Genomic DNA, 15,329 nt, shown 5'->3' with positions numbered 1-15,329 from the left:
ATGTCTTATATCGTTAACACTTCTATTGCCCTTTTCGAATATACAAGTTACCGCTATAACTAGTTAATGATAACGTTTGTCCGCCACCATTAACTTTCGCCTGCATTATGCCACCAAGTATAATCGTTTGTTTTTGACCTTTTTTGTTTTTCTTGATTTCATCAATCACAACAAAGTCTTTATCTAGACCTGAAAATATTTCACCTTGGTAGGTTTGTACATTTACGTTAGCTACAACTTTTTTTGCTAAAGTTATATCAATATTACCCATATGGCTTGTTAATGACGAAGGGCTGGTCTTGGAAAAATTAGAAAAACTCACCACAATATCAGTTCGCACCGTTTCAGCAACAATTGGGCCTGAAATGTTTTTTGCTATGATCATACCTTGATACGCCTCAAGCTCTAATCCGCCACTTATGCCATCAACATTGATATCGCCACCTTTATATAACTCCACTACTATCGATGCACGTTGCGGCACTTTAATCACTAAATCAACATGTTGATTTAGCAGTTCACTGCTAATTTCCACCTTATTATTTTTTTCTTCAATTTCTAATCGCATCGACTGGATTTTAACACTCTTCAAACCTTTGCTAGATCTTGCTGGGTTATTATTATTTATTTGACCCTTCACTTTTTTAAGGCCTTTATCGTTATCTTTACCTGAAAAAACTGATGTTTTTGCACTTATTTCAATGGTATCTCCTTTATAACCAACAAGAGTAATACTTCCTCGATAGACTTCAATATCAATTGAAACCGGCTCTCCAGGCTTAGATAAAGCTAAGCTATAGTTTTTTTCAGCTGCGCTCGCTAATTGAATGCTGCCCGCAAGCATAGCGACTAAGACGAAAGATAAGGTTGTTGATAATTTTTTCATGGGTTACTCCTAAATATGAAACTAAAGATAAACTAAATATATGAAGCGATTGATTGCGCTTTAATAAATTCTTGTACTTCTGGTTTTAAATGTTGTTGATTACCTTGTTCGGTTAATAAATTTTTAATCTCTACTGAGCCATAGTTAAGCAACAAACGGCATAATTCTATTTGTACTAGTAGGTTTTCTTCTTTTATAGCCAAAGTAAAAAGTTGCTGTTCTGATGAACCAAAAGACGCTAACTCGCCTAAACTATTGATTATTGCCAGTCGTACCGAAGTTGATTTATCTCGCGCTAATAACTTAATAAGTTGTTCAACGAGTAACGGATTTGATAAATCTGTTTGTCGACTATAAGCAACACCGGAAAGACGTGCACTGGCAGAGTCTTTTTGCAACATAGACATAGCAAGTACTGTCGTTAACGATGATATGTCTTGCTGTAACCCACTGTAGCTTTCACTATTTCTGTCATTATTCGGTGTTTGGTTTAAATTGAACCCAAGCACGAAAACCAAAGCTAACGTGGCAAACTGGGCAATAGCTGTGGGCATAAACCAGCTTTTAACTTTATCCATCAAAGAGTGCGACGGCTCTTTTGAAGAAGAGCGATAGTCATTGAGTGGCTGGGCTGTTTCTTGTTGAGTGCTATACTGTTGCACACTCTGCGCTCTAGATAACATTTGATAAAAGTTAGCGTCTAACTTATCTGACGGCATAACCAGCGGCTTTACATCATTTGTCCAGAACTGTTCAATAAACAACAATTCTTCTTGCAGTTGCTTATTTCCCTTAAGATAGCTTTGCATTTCTTCGCTTAGCTCACTGTTGTCATTATTGGCTAATGAAGCAATTTTCCAGTCGATAATTTTTTGATTTTTCATTAGCTATTCTCTCCCACTAATTGTTGATAACTCATCTGTAATTTACCTATCGCATTTCGCATACGAGACTTTAAGGTATTTAAATTACAATCTAATAAGGTCGATATTTCTTTATAATTCAATTGCTGAAATCGACTGAGCAGTATGATTTCTCTGTCTTCGGGTGAAATACTGGCTAAGGATTTATTAAAAATTGCATTTTGCTGCTCAACTTCAAATTCTTCACCTAAGGTTTGTCCATTAGTTAGTTCTTCATCCTCCATATCACAGTTCAGTGCTTGGTTCTTATTCTTACGGTAATGTTCAGCAACCGTGTTTCTGGCAATACCATACATCCACGACTTAAAGGTACTGCTACCGGTAAAGTTGGTGCGATAGGCAAGTATTCTCATAAAAGTTTCTTGCACTAAGTCTTCACTTAACGCACGGTTATTACCTCTACGTAAAAAGTAATTAAAAAGTTGTAACTTATTATTTTCAAAAAGAGTGGCAAGTTTATCTAACTGCCCAGCCTTTACTTGAAACATAAGTTCTTTTTCATCGAACATTGAGTTGTTAATCCTATAATTCAGCTTTAACGTTGAGTTTCACTGCTAATTATTGTGTTGATAGTTATCTATACGTGATTTATAGCAAAAGGTTGATCAATAATTTATTTATTTTGAATTAAAGTGTTTTATTGATTATTTGATGGTGATCTTGATGGAAAAAACGTAGGGAGTGTGTCGTTTTTTAAATAGGAATGTAAGATCTTATCTGGACTTTTTCAATTTAATACCGAGCATCGCGATACCCATATTTGAATCTGAAAAATTTAATACCGTTTCTCAGCGCCTATATTACCGCTGAGAAACTTTTACTAGTTCAGATTAGTTCTTCTTGTCGCCTTTATTTTTTTGGCCTAAGTCGATCTATTATTTTTGCATCCACCCAATATACATCCGTATTCTTGTCATCTATCTTTCTATTAAAGAGTATGTATTTTCCATTAGGGGTTACACTTGCAAAAGATTCATCATTTTCGGTGTTAACTGCATCGCCCATATTAATGGCTGGGCCCCAAGAGTCATCCTTTTGTCTGAAGCTTATGTACAAGTCAGTTTCTCCATACCCTTCTTCCCGTTCGCTGTCCCAAATTAGATAACTTTCGTCTGGAGCGATGAAAGGATGGGCAGTCCATTTGCCTGTATTTATTTCTTCCGCCATCTTTTTCGGTGCTTGGCGTTGGCCGTCTTTTATGGGTGATATCCTGATTGCACCGCTTAGGTAATCGTCGAAGACGTAAGTGCTTTTATTGGATGCGGATAAGCGCATAATCCCTAGGTCTTTACTGTCAAACATCGGTCCGAGGCTTTTACTTTCTGACCAGCCATCACCGACTCGTTCTTTGTAACTCTTAGCCATATACATCCGCTGCCCGTCAGAGGAGAATCCAATTTCACCTGTACGTGTAAGTTCAATATACTTAGTCCATACGTTATCTTCTTGTCGATATCCAATAATTTTTCTATTATTTTTGCCGACATCTGTAGCATAATAAAACTCTTTCATTTCAGGCGAAAACACCCCTTCACCATCCCAGCCTTCTTTAGATATGACTCCTGGAGCAAACGGAACCGCTACAATATTTGGAGGGTTTTGTCCCATGTAAGGACCTTCCAGCGGACTAAGCTCGTCCTTTGAAAAGCTTTTATCGCTAACAAGTAACGCTGTAAAAAGTAGTGTGATATTAAGTACTAACTTCATATTTTTTCCTATTACATTAAAGATTTTTAGGTTACACAATCGAATTAAAGCGTTGCCTAAATCAAAGTAATAGATCAGCATTTGAGCAAGAAATATAGTTCAATTTAGTGGCGCTTATCAATAATATTGTTGCTCAGTATTAAGCAATTATTCCTCAAAGTCCTGACGGCAAGCTGATTTTTTTCTGATTTTAATTGTTTGTACCTGACTATTCCCTAAATACGCTTACTTTTTCTGGTGCTGCCGTATTTGTTCAAATGGCTCTAAAGGTTGGTATACTTCACATTAACGCCTTGTTTATATTTAAATTATTTACGGTTGATTATGGAGCGGACTGTCAGGTATTAGATGTATTCTTAATGTTTGGGTGATGATTTTTAAAGCTTTGTAGGATTGAAAAGCGACCATTTATTGAACAAGGGGTCATGCCAATGCGACTTCGTGAGTGGCGGCTTTGGTGGCGAAGCGGACTATGGGCTGTGATAAATACATATCAAAATTAAGATTGCTTTGTGGTAGAACACGAACTTTTACTATTGCTCAGTTAGTGCGTGAATAGTGATATCTCGCTGACCTACACCTCCTTCAACGTTTATACATTGGTTAATGTCATTACCTATTTTTTTAAGTATTCAACAACTTTAATATTTTTTACCGTTGGTTTTATTTCTATTTTCAGACTTATGGTCGGGACGATTGGCGTTGTATTCCATTTTTTCAACCATTGCTCCGCCCAAATCTAACCCAAGTGCACCCGCCAGATCACAAATACGAATTACCGCATCAGCTAACTCAACTTCAATCATTTTTCTATTTGGTAAATGGTTATCCATTAAGTTTTTTCTGTCACCCTCCATCGCTTCACTAATCTCTGAATGAATTAAGCACAGTTTCGCAGGGACAACATTAGGAGCCATAACATCTACACCATTCCACCATCCCGCGTTAGTTGCCGCTGAATGACAACATTCAACCGTTTTATTTATTGATTCTTTCATTGTTATAAATCCCCTCAAGGTCTGTTTAAGCTCTGATATTTATTAATGCCAATGTGCCATTAGTGCGCAAAGGAGAAGTTACACCACCGTTATTCCTAACGCCCAAATTTGCGGGTGACTGAAGCGAAGCGTAAGGCGCTCCGCAAGAATTTATTGTTATGTTTTTTTGTTGAACCTGACATATTCTCTACAAATATGGCGTCGTTCTGGCGACTTTAACTGCGTCCAACCCAGAGTTTTTTTTTGCTGGGCGAACATTCTGCAACACGATGTACTTAGCTTACATCGTGTTGTTACTTTATTGGGAAAAAGCCGGTAGAATTCTTTTATAAACCGTGGCCAAAAAGACTTCTTCATCCCTATCATGACCAGTAATCACAATACTTAAGTCAAGCTCTTCAACCGTAATGATGAATTGTCCGCCACCACCCCAAGCCCAACTGGCACTATAGCTTTTATCTCCGACTGTTATATCCGTTTGATAAAAAAAGTAGCCATAAAAAAAATCTTTGGGCATCCAATCATATCCAGTAGGCTTAGTAATGCTACTTGTGGCCTTAGCTAAATAATCTGCTGAAATAAGCTGTTCGCCCTGCCATTTGCCTTTGTTGAGGACCAACCTGCCCAACTTAACCATATCCCTCGATGTCATACTCACGCGCCAACCTGATTCAGGCTGACCAGTCACGGCATGATCCTTCCAGTGATAATTTACAATACCCATTTTGTCGAGAAATTCGTTCTTGATGAATTCCTGAGCGGAACCAGGTACAACGGCGTCAATAACTTGCATTACCAAGCCAGGGTTGTAGTTGCCATATTTATAGATCTGAGAGTCTGAGGTAATAGGTTTACTATGCTCAAGAAGGGATTGGACGAACCCTTGGCCTTTTAGCTTGCTAGAAGGCTTATGTAATTCTTTGCTCTGTGCTTCACTGATGCGAAGCCCCCCGCGCATGGTCAAAGCCTTATGGAGGGTGATTTTTTCTGCGCCCTCAACAAACTTTGTTGGATCTAAATCCTTAAGAAAGCTGACTAAAGGCTTGTCCAGATCGGCCATTGTCAGATAGCCCAACTGAATAGCGCGACCCAGTATCAAGCTGGTGTAGGCTTTAACGGCTGATGCTTGGCCGTGTGGTAGGTTGACGCGGCCGCGTCGGTAATAAGATTCAAACAATAACTTGCCCTTGTAGGTGATAAGCAGGCTGTCGTAGGGAGCGTGCTTACTTTCGGCTATCTCCTCGGCTAGCTTGACAATCATGTTTCTATTGCCACCGTCTACACCCAATTCACCCACAGGAACAGTGTCTTTTCTGTCCGCTGGCGTTGTATCGATAAAGGCTTTTTCCAGATAAGGAAGATCCCGCACTGAGATCTTGGCTTCGGCGGCTGTGGCCTCTGGTGCGAGGTCATTATTTCCTCCGACTATTTTTCCAGCGGCGGCAACTGCAAAACCGCAAAATCCGCTTAAAAAAACGACAGAGAGTAAGTTTTTGAAACTTAAATTGATGCTCATAGGTATCCTATCCTCTAGGTATAAAACAATAAATTGCGCTATTTATCTTTATTTTTAATTTTAAAATCAACGAATTATTTAACTTCGCTTAAATGTAATTGAACAAGAGTCAATTTAAGCTAACCGGATTTAAAATACCTGACGTCCTTATGACTTCTAGATGATTTTTTTCTGACGGCGATAATCAACTTATTAGATGCATATAACGCTTATTATGGGTACGTATCAGTAATATGATAAAAGTGATTCATTATAAAATATCTGACAAAAACGATGAGGCTAATGTCTTCTGTGCAACAAAGTGATCGTTACAAGTTGAACATTGAACGACAGCTATGGTTGCGAAGCAGACTATTTATTGTGATAAATACGAGTCTAAATTTGGTCGGTTTTGTTGTAATCCTTTTTGCTGTTGCTTAATGTTTTTCCTTTCAGCAAGTATGTCCTCTAGCCGCTCTAGCTTCTTTTTTTTTTCCTTAAATCATTAACACCCGAGACGTGATTAACGATCGGTTTCTTTGTTGATGCCGTTGCTTCGCTGTAGTATTGCTTGAGTTCGTCAACGAACTCGACAAACTCAGGGTCACTTTCATTGATTTTGATTAACATGGTTAATTCCTTTCATTCGGCCTTTAGTTAAAGTGCTGACAATTGGCGGTAGAGAGTCTCTCTCTTTTCAGTGAAAGTTAAGTACAGACCTACTCTTTCTACTTTAACGACATCCTTTTTATTGCATCAGCTTCGTTAGCTGCTTTTGCTTTCGCGACTATTGTTCTAGTCTCATTCATTAGCTCTTGAAATTCTTTTTCAATCTCAGTGCGGTCTAGCTCAGGTGTAGTATTCATGCTTGAAGCTCTTTGGAACCTTTTTTTAATTTTTGGTTGTTTTTGTTTGTTCATTTATTATTGGTTTTGGTAGCGAAGCCTGAGCAACGAGGAAGAGTGGAGAGCGGAACCCCCTCGTTATGAACTACGGGGTAGATTCCACCAAAACATGTAACCTTGTAGGTAATTGCTCTTTTATATAGAATAAATGTATTCAAAAAGGATTGATTTATGAATGCTATAAAATGGATATCAATTATCGTTGTTGCTACTTTTTTATGTTGGCTTATACCTATGATTTTGAGGGGGTATGATATGGAGTCTTTTAATTCACTTCCTGAGCATGAAAGACAGTTTATAATAGAGGGATCCCCAGGTGAATTTTCAGATTCCCGAAGGCCAATATTAAAAGATGGAGGAGAGACGGTGACTGTTCAGATACCAATTCAGCCCTCCTCCCCTACAACATCAAAGATTCAATTTAAAAAGGTTAAGAAACCGACCAGCTCTAGAGCTGACAAGTTGTGTAATGATGCCATATTTGCTGCTATGGGAGACAATAGTGCTAAGGCGAAACAAGTAAAAAAAGAGGCCTGTGCTCATAATGCAGAGTAACTCTTTAGCTGTTTATGATACCTCGCTATTTTACCTTTCCTAATGAGTCATTACTCGCAAATTTATCATGCAGGTAAGTATTGAAAAGTTAAGAATATCAACAAAAGGAATATTACTTCCTTGCTTGTTCTGGCTTTCAGTTAATGCGGTTGTTAATTTTTCCAGTTCATCTTCTGTAGGTCTAGCTGTTCGTTTTTAGCTTTTGCCTATTAACTTCATTTCAATGAGTACGGGTACAGCCTCTTTACGTATCTTCCCCCAAGTCTTAGCAAATTATTTTTTACTGAATGTTTTAGATTCTCTATGTATAATTACACCATTCTTTTTTACGCGAAGTGGGTAACGGTAGCTAAAGTCTCCGTTAGCCTTTTGGCGTTTATCAATTGTTACTGATGCCATTGTATTATCCTTAATCGTCCTACTAAAAATGGGATGCATTTGGAACACCTTAAACGGAATTCCAACGAAAGTAAGGCGATTCAAGGCGACTTAGAGTATTACCAGATGACCATAATTACTGACTCAAGCCCATATACACCAAGCTCTACAATAGATCATAGGCTAAGCGTTGCGCCTATGCTAGATTGTGACAAAGCTGTAGCCGAAACCCTTTAAATACAAAACGTTAAAAACACGATGACTATCTAGTTCCCCTATTTAGTCCCCCTAGTGGGTCGTGAATAATCTAAACTATCCTTTAATATCTTAAAATGCAAAATAAATATTGTTATGAGCTTGCGGCACATCCCTTGCTAAAGGCACCTTTTCTTGAGGGGTAAAGTATTAATAGTCTTTCGAAAGCTTGTTTTGTAAGTAAGGAAAGGCTGTTTTATGCAACAATGTGTGAATCTTTTTCATGTACATAATATGAGTCACGAGTGATTTTTGAAAAAGCTATTTCTGAACTACAAACTGTCTAGTGGAATCTGTGAGTCAACTCAAGCCACATTCGAGACCTTTTCTAACACCCTAAATCAGCACTAAAACGGTCTCCTCTGATACGACGTTAACACCAATATAGAAGACGTAGATCTACCTTCATTCTGACAGACAACTAAGCCACCACAGCGGTCGTTCACGTAATTGTCTTAGCATGACTTTGTGCTGTTATAAATCGTTAATACTGACCTTGATTTCTGGTTGGTTTTTCCGCTCTTCGATAATTAATTTATCTTCATAATCATTAACTAAAGTTGCTAAATGATCAAGCTCGGAAAATTCTGGAGTGCCTTCTACAGCTACCTCCCAAATTTCGTTGATTCGCGAGAGCGCAAGCTGTAATTCTTCATCTGATTGAACGTGCAGTATTTTCATAACGATATCGTGCCTAGCATTAATAAAACTTCATTTATATTATAAATTATTATCGACTGCTGTGTGCAATAACCTCCTGTGGCCGACTTAATTTTGCAACAGACTCTTGCACAAATTACGACAACTAGTGTATAGACATTTTTCTGACTTACTAGGAGCGGAAGTTGATATCTCAAGTTTGAAATAATAAAATGTGACCTCAAAGTTTAATCCTCCCGAATTCGTTTTTTCAAACAGGTCGAATTCGACCTGTTATCGCCACAACCAATTGCTTTCTGGGCTGTTTAGAACGTTCAAAAGACATAGTTCAGCCTTTATCCTGACAAGCAACTAAGCCATCACAGCGGTCATTCATCATCAAATTATTAATGCTAACTTTGTGCGCATTATAGTCCTTTTAGTCTGAATACGAAGGTCAACTTCCTAATCATAAAGCTGACATAGCTATCCCCGCGCTAACTCGCTTCACGCCCTTAGCCTCAGTTTATTATTTGTGACGTTCCACTCAATCATCAAAGGTTTTCTTTTAATAATTGAAGTGGGATATTAAATAAATACTGTAATTTATTATGAGTGTCGGCCTTAATAATAAACCCTTTTTCTTCTAAGCTTTTAATTGCTCTTGATAGGTTCCCGTTAGTTAATAGAACACCTGTTTTTAATCGAAATAAATCAAAAGATTCAACATAAATAAAACTTGTTTCTTTGTCCCAAAAATCCATTAGATTAATTAAAACATTTAAATCTGTTTTACTCGTTTTACTATCTAAAAACTTATTAATAATAGCTTTTAAAGTGCTTTCTTCGAGATTCATATAAATTAAAGAAGTAGGGTCACAGACTTCTTTATACATATTCTTTGATTTAATTTTAATATTTTCAATTTCACTGCTATCCATAATAACTCCTTGAATGTCGTGTTATCAAATATGATAACACGTTGGGGCTTGTTATCATATATGACAACCCATTGATTCTGGAGTTGCTCATGGCAAAATATCTCTACTGTCCATCCATTTACATCCACTATGCTAGGCAAGTACACAAATACTACGGAGCGGTTTAGTTTAGGCATTGGAGGTAGGATTTGAACAACAAAAGCTGTCTGATTGTCGCCGCTTGTGACGATTAAGCCTATTTCGGCTTGGGGTACAAATCGCCGTAGGTTTTATGACAACTTGGTGCGCATTACTTTAACAATAATTTTTTTGCTATATATTTTCTAATGAATTATTCGTGTCATAATACTGATAAATATCCATAATAAGCATTATGTACAAGTGCAAACTTATAGCACAGGAGTAGTTATTGAATGATTTAAGGACGATCAGTATTCCTAAGATTACTGATGGAGAAAAGTTTGAGTATTTGTGCCGTGATATTTACAGAAACGATGTAACCTATGAGCTTGTCGAATTAAATGGAAGGCGTGGGCAGACTCAGCAAGGTGTTGATGTGTTTGCTAGGATAAAGGCATCTGGTGATTGGATAGGCATTCAATGCAAGTGTAGAGCTACAGGAAAACAACTAACAAAAGCAGATATCCAAACTGAAGTTAGTAAAGCCGAAGGGTTTAACCCCGCTATCACTACGCTATTTATTTACACAACCTGCGATCGTGATGTAAAAGTTCAGGAAATTGTTCGTGATATTAATACGTCTAATAACCTGAATTTTATTGTTGAAGTTAAATTTTGGAATGATATCGAAGAGACACTAAAAGACGAAAAAAACTACAATGTTTACTATCGTTATTATAGTAAGTATTTTGCTGATAACTTAACTCTAGGTCATGCAGTATCAAAGTTGTTTAACTTAGACTTATGCTTTGATGATGAAATTGATACGCACTATGAGCTAATGCTAGGAAAGATTCCTGATTACAAAAATCAACTTCATAAAAATGTAAACTATTATCGAGGCACCTATTTCTTTGTAAATTTAACTCAAAATCGTTTTGAAACATTTACAGTACCTTGTCACGACATGGATTTAATCGAAGTTTTCCCAAATCAAATAGATCGTCATCGAGTATGTAATTGGCTAAGAGGACAGGAAAGTATAGAGAAATTCATTTCTTCTGAATCTAACAACCATAGATATTCGTTAAGTAGTGAACAAAGATTAGCATTCATGCAAGAGGAATAGTTTGGACATAAGCCGTTCATGCTGGGCTAAATACAGTTGGCGGTTTCGCTCCGCCACACTAGTTATAGCTAACAATTTTTGTCCGCTTAAGTGATTGTAGTGATCAACTAATTTGGCTCATCAAAGTGTTAAGTATTTTTAGGTCTAAGTAATTAAAATAAGAAAAAAGAATGCATTATTTTACATCAAAAGGATTGTTCGTTAAAAGTATCAGTAATGATAGATATGTGATTGAAGATATTTTTGGTACTTGTTCTATACCTTTCAATTCAAGTATAGATAAATTAGATGAAAATTTAAAAAAAATTGCTAATGTCCAGAAGCTAGTATCATTAGGTGTTACCTATAAATTTCCTGATCTTTCTGACTTTAACTGGGAAAACCTCGAGTATTATTACGTAGCTCATATTCATTACTCATTTTTAAATTCTCTTTTAGAGCAATCGGAAAAAGATCGCTTTCAATCAGTAATGGGAATATTTCCTATAGCTTATAGTGATTGTGGTTACGGTGAAGGATCTAAACAAACTCTTGAATTAATTCATAATCAGTTCAAAGAATTCTGTTCTAGAAATGATTCGCCTGTCAGCGAAAAAGAATTAATTGTTTATCTAACAACAAACCAAGTTTCAAGAATTTGTAGTGACATAATGTCATTATTGAATCGAGCTATGACAGGATATTCGAACCTATTAATTGCACAACGAGATTGTATTAATGAGTCCTATACAGCATTGTCTCAATTGGGTGTTTCTGAAATTGTCCACAGTGGAAAAAATTCATATCAGGTAGCAACAGAAATAACTGCTTTAGTGATATCACTGTGCTCTTCTTTGGATTTATCAGCAAAGTTAATTCAATATATTAATTCAATTAAACTTGAAGACTTAACTTTCAAAGGGGCGAGAGATAAACAGCACCATGAAGTAAAAAGAATCACTCCTAAGTTTTTATCTGCTAAATTTATTGCAGATATTACTCAGTTGCAGTCTACTTTTGAAGATCTACCTGAGTTGATTCAATTTAGAAACGACTTAATTCATTCTACGTCAGCTATAGAGCTTGAAAAAATTTATGTAGGTTTGGGTCATATTGAGATAAACGATTTACCTCTATATTACTCAGCCCAATATACAAGAGACTGCTTGGAAAGCGGTCAGCCTCATAGGTTTCTCGGAAGAGATTATTTCTCAAGTGGTCAATTAGATATTGAAGTTAAGACATTATCCTGGTTGAACACTGTAGTTAGCTATCAAGTTGAGGTAGGTAAAACAATTCATGTCTATTTAGAGTCGGTGAAAAAAACATAACAAAAGACTATGGTATTAGAGATATAAAAACTAATCCGAATAGAATTTGAAGACACATTATCTAATGTCTTCTTTGTGGCTTGCCTTTTGAGCAGTCCGGTACATACACTTTTAGTTTTATTTTAGAAATTCAACATTTCAAAAATATTCTAACGACAAGTTGGTGCGCTTTGGAGACATTATGGTTAAATTTTTTACCATACATTTGGCTAATGTATCGCACATCACTGAGATACCACGTTCACATATCTTATTTTATCTAGCCTCTAAACATAGTGTTTATTATGTATCGAGGTACTCAATAAATAATGTAATAAAACTGATGTTGAACTAAACTTCTTTATGAATGTCAAAAAAAGTGTAAAATGACAAAAAAAGTGTAAAACGTTACTAAAAGTGACAACTAATTTATATTTAGGAATATAAGTAATGAAGAAGTTTTTAGAAGAGGCTCCGCTAGTTCATGCTGTGATTCACCTAGAATTTTCAAAGAACCCTGCTCTATCGGCAATGACTCAAGAAATATCCAACTCTCTACACCAACGTATGATTGAAGAGGGTTTTCCTGAGCGAATTGATAGCCAACAAGAAGTAGTAGAGTTTGTTTTTAGTGGTCATAATCAGCCCCCTAAGCAGAAAATCACTAATGTTCATCGTACTTTGTTTCGTGCTTCTGGTGAAATGGATGTAGTTCAAGTTTCTGATCATGCTTTAATTATTAAAACGACTGATTATCAGTGTTTTGAAAAATTTCATAAGAAATTTGTTAGTGCTTTGCAAGCATGTATCGATGTTGTTCCAAATTTTGATAAAGTTCTATTAAAAAGTGTTGGATTACGTTATGTTGATTTAATTGCGCCGAAACGGGGTTCATCATTGTCTGACTATGTTTCAAGCGAAGTGCTTCCAATGTCATTATCTATGCTTGATACACCTGTAAAGCGTTATGGAAAAACCTTTACACAAGCACAGTTAAATGAAAGTCAGGTTATGAGTGTGAATTTTGAAGAAATACCTAGTGAACAAGGGCGAGTTCATAAAGTGTTACCGGATAATCTAATAGAAGCTGATCCTCGAGGAGGACTAAGAATTCAAGGACATCAATGGTGGCTAGAATTAGATTGCCCCACTTATGGCATTTTAGATATTGATCATCAATACTCATTTGTAGGCAGTCCTGTATTTGATATCAGTTTTTTAAATGCGACTATTGAAAACCTATATATGTATGCCAATCAAGTCTTTTGGGGCACTATTACCGACACCGCTAAACAGGCTTGGAAAATTAAAAATGCGTAAAGGAAATTACTAATGTATTGGACTACTACTACTACCCCTAAAATCCATGCTGCTATTATTGTAGCTGGAGCTATGGCTTTTAATACGTGTATAGCCACAGACGAATTCCCTGTATTTGATTCTGATGAAGTCACATTGGAAGTTAATAACTTACATGGAGCGATTTGGCGATCAACTAATGCTTTTACAAAACAACCTGCGGATAAAAAAGCTCAAGAAGTAATAGGTGTTTCTGACGTAATAAAAGTGGTTAAAGTAGCTTTAGGATTGCCAAATAAAGATGTTGCCCAGATATTTGGCGTTACTCGACAGACAGTCCATAATTATATGAAGCAGTCATCAATTAATCATGCTGTAAATGCTGATACATTAGAGCGTACACAGTTCCTAAATGAGATATTTCAGAAGCTATCGACCATATTTGAAAAAAGCCCAGGAGCAATGGCAAAGAACTTTACTATTCAAGGTGAGTCACTGCTTAACTTGCTTTCAAAGAGTGACTTAAATATTGATCAAATATCATCTTTCGCTTATCAACTTTCAAAACGAATGGCAGAAAACAATTTAAGTTCAAATGCTATGGATAGTGATGTCACTTTAGCTGAACTAACAAGACATACATAAATATGTCAGCAGGTCAGAAACTTTTTCGAGAGTTGGGTATACGACAAGGAAGCTATATAAAAGCATCCTTGATCCCTGAAGATATAAGAAATACTTGGATTGATTCTCGGACTCAAGCTAATTTTAGGGACGTTAACAAAAAGACAAAGATTGTCGAGTCTTCTTTGTTGGTTGTAACTTCACAAGATTGTGATATAGCTTGTAGTAATGATGATCTAGACACTACAGTTGAATTAGCTATATTTAAACCTATAAAAAACAAGCAAGTTTTTGCTGGTAACCAATTTGTAAAAAGCGTTCGTAAATTACAAATTCAACTTGAAGGAGAGTGGTTTGAAGCCAAAGTTGAATATATCATTACTATTTCAAAATCCAGCTTATACGAATTACTAAATACAAATCCTGAAGTTTTTCTATTGCCAGACGTTTATAGAAAGTCAATTCCTCTATGGCGCGCCAATAGATACTTACGCACCGCTTTACCTGATGCATTCAATAATGCCCTAATTCCTATTTTAAATGATCTTTTATCTGAGTTAGAATCAATTTCGCGTAAAGAGATAAATGGAAGCTATATACGAAGTTTGTACATATGGTTGGATACTTTAGAAGAAGTTGAACAGTATAATTTTGAGTTCTTCGCATTGACTACAGAAGATACGCCAGATGATACTTTGTCTGAAATTCAAGATTCTATTGAAAATATTACTTTAGAGCTTGTTGAACGAGCGGGATATAGAGAAAGTGATGATTCTATATATGCAGGCAGAGATTCTGCAACTTTTGTATCTTATTTAACGAGGTTTGTGTCCATTAATTTAGACTATGTATCCCTTGCAAAAAATGATGATGATACAGGCCCCCAGTTATAATAAAGTGCATATTCTGTCCATACAAAATCGGCTCTTCTCCGCTTTGATGCAAATAATTGTATCTTCTGGCTAATCTATCATATTGATTTAATATTATTTTTTCACCCAATTGAATAATGATCAAGTCATGCCAACTATCTCTTCAACACTTTTTCAACTTCCAGGACAGTGTATTGAATCAATAACACTTGATAATGAGCATACTGTTGTCATTCAGTGTCGACGGGATAAACGTAGAAAGCCTATCGATCCAAGAACAAATCAATCAGGAACGATCAACCGTTATGTCCGTC

The 15,329-nt window shown here is 36.3% G+C and carries 17 protein-coding genes; 6 read left to right on the top strand and 11 right to left on the bottom strand.

What is annotated here, in order from left to right; genetic code table 11:
* Positions 1–22 precede the first annotated feature (22 nt).
* From F580_RS0119780 to F580_RS0119745, 8 genes are all read right to left on the bottom strand, one after another.
* A complete protein-coding gene (locus F580_RS0119780; RefSeq protein WP_019029490.1) occupies positions 23–886 on the bottom strand; it encodes a DUF4097 family beta strand repeat-containing protein in 864 nt (287 codons plus the stop codon).
* A gap of 32 nt (positions 887–918) precedes the next feature.
* Complete coding sequence (locus F580_RS0119775; protein WP_019029489.1) at positions 919–1,770, bottom strand: HEAT repeat domain-containing protein; 852 nt, start codon at positions 1,768–1,770, stop codon at positions 919–921.
* Positions 1,770–2,318 (bottom strand): RNA polymerase sigma factor, encoded by a 549-nt coding sequence (locus F580_RS0119770; protein WP_019029488.1) that lies wholly within the window; start codon positions 2,316–2,318, stop codon positions 1,770–1,772. Before F580_RS0119770 ends, F580_RS0119775 begins: the two co-directional genes overlap by 1 nt.
* 340 nt (positions 2,319–2,658) lie before the next feature.
* Entirely contained in the window at positions 2,659–3,516 is an 858-nt protein-coding gene (locus F580_RS0119765) for a TolB-like translocation protein (RefSeq protein ID WP_019029487.1), read from the bottom strand.
* 641 nt (positions 3,517–4,157) lie between these two features.
* Positions 4,158–4,514 carry a nucleoside triphosphate pyrophosphohydrolase family protein gene (locus tag F580_RS0119760; RefSeq protein ID WP_019029486.1) on the bottom strand — a complete coding sequence of 119 codons (357 nt, stop codon included), beginning with the start codon at positions 4,512–4,514 and terminating at the stop codon, positions 4,158–4,160.
* Between the two features lie 298 nt (positions 4,515–4,812).
* A complete protein-coding gene (locus F580_RS0119755) occupies positions 4,813–6,030 on the bottom strand; it encodes a serine hydrolase domain-containing protein (RefSeq protein WP_019029485.1) in 1,218 nt (405 codons plus the stop codon).
* Positions 6,031–6,486: 456 nt separating this feature from the next.
* Entirely contained in the window at positions 6,487–6,639 is a 153-nt protein-coding gene (locus F580_RS26485) for a hypothetical protein (protein WP_019029484.1), read from the bottom strand.
* 98 nt (positions 6,640–6,737) lie between these two features.
* Entirely contained in the window at positions 6,738–6,875 is a 138-nt protein-coding gene (locus F580_RS0119745) for a hypothetical protein (RefSeq protein WP_157443189.1), read from the bottom strand.
* Between the two features lie 210 nt (positions 6,876–7,085).
* Between F580_RS0119745 and F580_RS0119740 the strand changes: the two genes are divergently transcribed.
* Positions 7,086–7,469 (top strand): hypothetical protein, encoded by a 384-nt coding sequence (locus F580_RS0119740; protein WP_019029482.1) that lies wholly within the window; start codon positions 7,086–7,088, stop codon positions 7,467–7,469.
* 273 nt (positions 7,470–7,742) lie between these two features.
* Here F580_RS0119740 and F580_RS27165 read toward each other — a convergent pair whose 3' ends face one another.
* From F580_RS27165 to F580_RS0119720, 3 genes are all read right to left on the bottom strand, one after another.
* The gene (locus F580_RS27165) at positions 7,743–7,868 is read right to left on the bottom strand and encodes a hypothetical protein (protein ID WP_281167232.1); all 126 of its coding nucleotides are present in this window, start codon (positions 7,866–7,868) and stop codon (positions 7,743–7,745) included.
* Between the two features lie 708 nt (positions 7,869–8,576).
* Entirely contained in the window at positions 8,577–8,783 is a 207-nt protein-coding gene (locus F580_RS0119730) for a hypothetical protein (protein WP_019029480.1), read from the bottom strand.
* A 512-nt stretch (positions 8,784–9,295) separates the two neighbouring features.
* Positions 9,296–9,682: a hypothetical protein gene (locus tag F580_RS0119720; protein ID WP_019029479.1), complete on the bottom strand. Its 387-nt coding sequence runs from the start codon at positions 9,680–9,682 to the stop codon at positions 9,296–9,298.
* Positions 9,683–10,091: 409 nt separating this feature from the next.
* Here F580_RS0119720 and F580_RS25710 point away from each other — a divergent pair, with 409 nt between their 5' ends.
* The 5 genes from F580_RS25710 (at position 10,092) to F580_RS0119695 (ending at position 15,036) form a co-directional block, all read left to right on the top strand.
* Positions 10,092–10,931: a restriction endonuclease gene (locus F580_RS25710; protein ID WP_019029478.1), complete on the top strand. Its 840-nt coding sequence runs from the start codon at positions 10,092–10,094 to the stop codon at positions 10,929–10,931.
* Between the two features lie 170 nt (positions 10,932–11,101).
* The gene (locus F580_RS0119710) at positions 11,102–12,241 is read left to right on the top strand and encodes a hypothetical protein (RefSeq protein WP_019029477.1); all 1,140 of its coding nucleotides are present in this window, start codon (positions 11,102–11,104) and stop codon (positions 12,239–12,241) included.
* A gap of 429 nt (positions 12,242–12,670) precedes the next feature.
* A complete protein-coding gene (locus tag F580_RS0119705) occupies positions 12,671–13,540 on the top strand; it encodes a TIGR04255 family protein (protein WP_019029476.1) in 870 nt (289 codons plus the stop codon).
* A gap of 12 nt (positions 13,541–13,552) precedes the next feature.
* Positions 13,553–14,164 (top strand): hypothetical protein, encoded by a 612-nt coding sequence (locus tag F580_RS0119700; RefSeq protein WP_019029475.1) that lies wholly within the window; start codon positions 13,553–13,555, stop codon positions 14,162–14,164.
* A gap of 2 nt (positions 14,165–14,166) precedes the next feature.
* Positions 14,167–15,036: a hypothetical protein gene (locus tag F580_RS0119695; RefSeq protein WP_019029474.1), complete on the top strand. Its 870-nt coding sequence runs from the start codon at positions 14,167–14,169 to the stop codon at positions 15,034–15,036.
* The last annotated feature ends 293 nt before the right edge of the window (positions 15,037–15,329 follow it).

The organism is Colwellia piezophila ATCC BAA-637 (assembly GCF_000378625.1).
In the GTDB taxonomy this organism is placed as follows: Bacteria; Pseudomonadota; Gammaproteobacteria; order Enterobacterales; family Alteromonadaceae; genus Colwellia; species Colwellia piezophila.
Note: the sequence above shows the minus strand (reverse complement) of the source record. Positions and strands in the feature narration are given on the sequence as shown.

Excerpts from the sequence above, each read along its gene's own strand:
- F580_RS0119755 (WP_019029485.1), bottom strand. The coding sequence starts at position 6,030 with ATGAGCATCAATTTAAGTTTCAAAAACTTACTCTCTGTCGTTTTTTTA.
- F580_RS0119765 (WP_019029487.1), bottom strand. The coding sequence starts at position 3,516 with ATGAAGTTAGTACTTAATATCACACTACTTTTTACAGCGTTACTTGTT.
- F580_RS0119695 (WP_019029474.1), top strand. The coding sequence starts at position 14,167 with ATGTCAGCAGGTCAGAAACTTTTTCGAGAGTTGGGTATACGACAAGGA.
- F580_RS0119740 (WP_019029482.1), top strand. The coding sequence starts at position 7,086 with ATGAATGCTATAAAATGGATATCAATTATCGTTGTTGCTACTTTTTTA.
- F580_RS0119720 (WP_019029479.1), bottom strand. The coding sequence starts at position 9,682 with ATGGATAGCAGTGAAATTGAAAATATTAAAATTAAATCAAAGAATATG.
- F580_RS0119780 (WP_019029490.1), bottom strand. The coding sequence starts at position 886 with ATGAAAAAATTATCAACAACCTTATCTTTCGTCTTAGTCGCTATGCTT.
- F580_RS0119745 (WP_157443189.1), bottom strand. The coding sequence starts at position 6,875 with ATGAATACTACACCTGAGCTAGACCGCACTGAGATTGAAAAAGAATTT.
- F580_RS0119770 (WP_019029488.1), bottom strand. The coding sequence starts at position 2,318 with ATGTTCGATGAAAAAGAACTTATGTTTCAAGTAAAGGCTGGGCAGTTA.
- F580_RS27165 (WP_281167232.1), bottom strand. The coding sequence starts at position 7,868 with ATGGCATCAGTAACAATTGATAAACGCCAAAAGGCTAACGGAGACTTT.
- F580_RS26485 (WP_019029484.1), bottom strand. The coding sequence starts at position 6,639 with ATGTTAATCAAAATCAATGAAAGTGACCCTGAGTTTGTCGAGTTCGTT.
- F580_RS0119700 (WP_019029475.1), top strand. The coding sequence starts at position 13,553 with ATGTATTGGACTACTACTACTACCCCTAAAATCCATGCTGCTATTATT.
- F580_RS0119730 (WP_019029480.1), bottom strand. The coding sequence starts at position 8,783 with ATGAAAATACTGCACGTTCAATCAGATGAAGAATTACAGCTTGCGCTC.
- F580_RS0119705 (WP_019029476.1), top strand. The coding sequence starts at position 12,671 with ATGAAGAAGTTTTTAGAAGAGGCTCCGCTAGTTCATGCTGTGATTCAC.
- F580_RS0119775 (WP_019029489.1), bottom strand. The coding sequence starts at position 1,770 with ATGAAAAATCAAAAAATTATCGACTGGAAAATTGCTTCATTAGCCAAT.
- F580_RS0119760 (WP_019029486.1), bottom strand. The coding sequence starts at position 4,514 with ATGAAAGAATCAATAAATAAAACGGTTGAATGTTGTCATTCAGCGGCA.
- F580_RS0119710 (WP_019029477.1), top strand. The coding sequence starts at position 11,102 with ATGCATTATTTTACATCAAAAGGATTGTTCGTTAAAAGTATCAGTAAT.